Source organism: Shewanella sp. T24-MNA-CIBAN-0130, assembly GCF_040310185.1.
GTDB classification, from domain to species: domain Bacteria; phylum Pseudomonadota; class Gammaproteobacteria; order Enterobacterales; family Shewanellaceae; genus Shewanella; species Shewanella psychromarinicola.
Map to the genome: position 1 here is coordinate 1 of NZ_JBEOPP010000392.1, position 260 is coordinate 260.

General features: G+C 43.1%; 1 protein-coding gene. It reads left to right on the top strand.

Annotation, left to right across the window (positions count from 1 at the left end):
- Window positions 1-260, top strand: a 260-nt coding sequence (locus tag AAEZ02_RS22845; protein WP_351125393.1) for a hypothetical protein, incomplete at both ends; no start/stop codon positions are given.

Below are 260 nucleotides of genomic sequence, written 5' to 3' on the forward strand. Positions count from 1 at the left end.
TTTATACACAGAATGAAGCGGACGCTATCACTGCAGCCTTTAAAGACTGGCAGTTTTTTGGTCGCGTTGATATCCTATATAAAAATACCAAACAGACCTTAATCAGTATCGATGAACATGGCACAACTGAAGCGCCGCTACTGACTATTGAGGCCAGCGCTGATTACCAACAATTACTAGCCACGCATGCATTGACGGTCATTGCCAAATTAGAAGCTGACAAAACCGAGTTACCATGGTTTGATGATGCTATCTTAGCG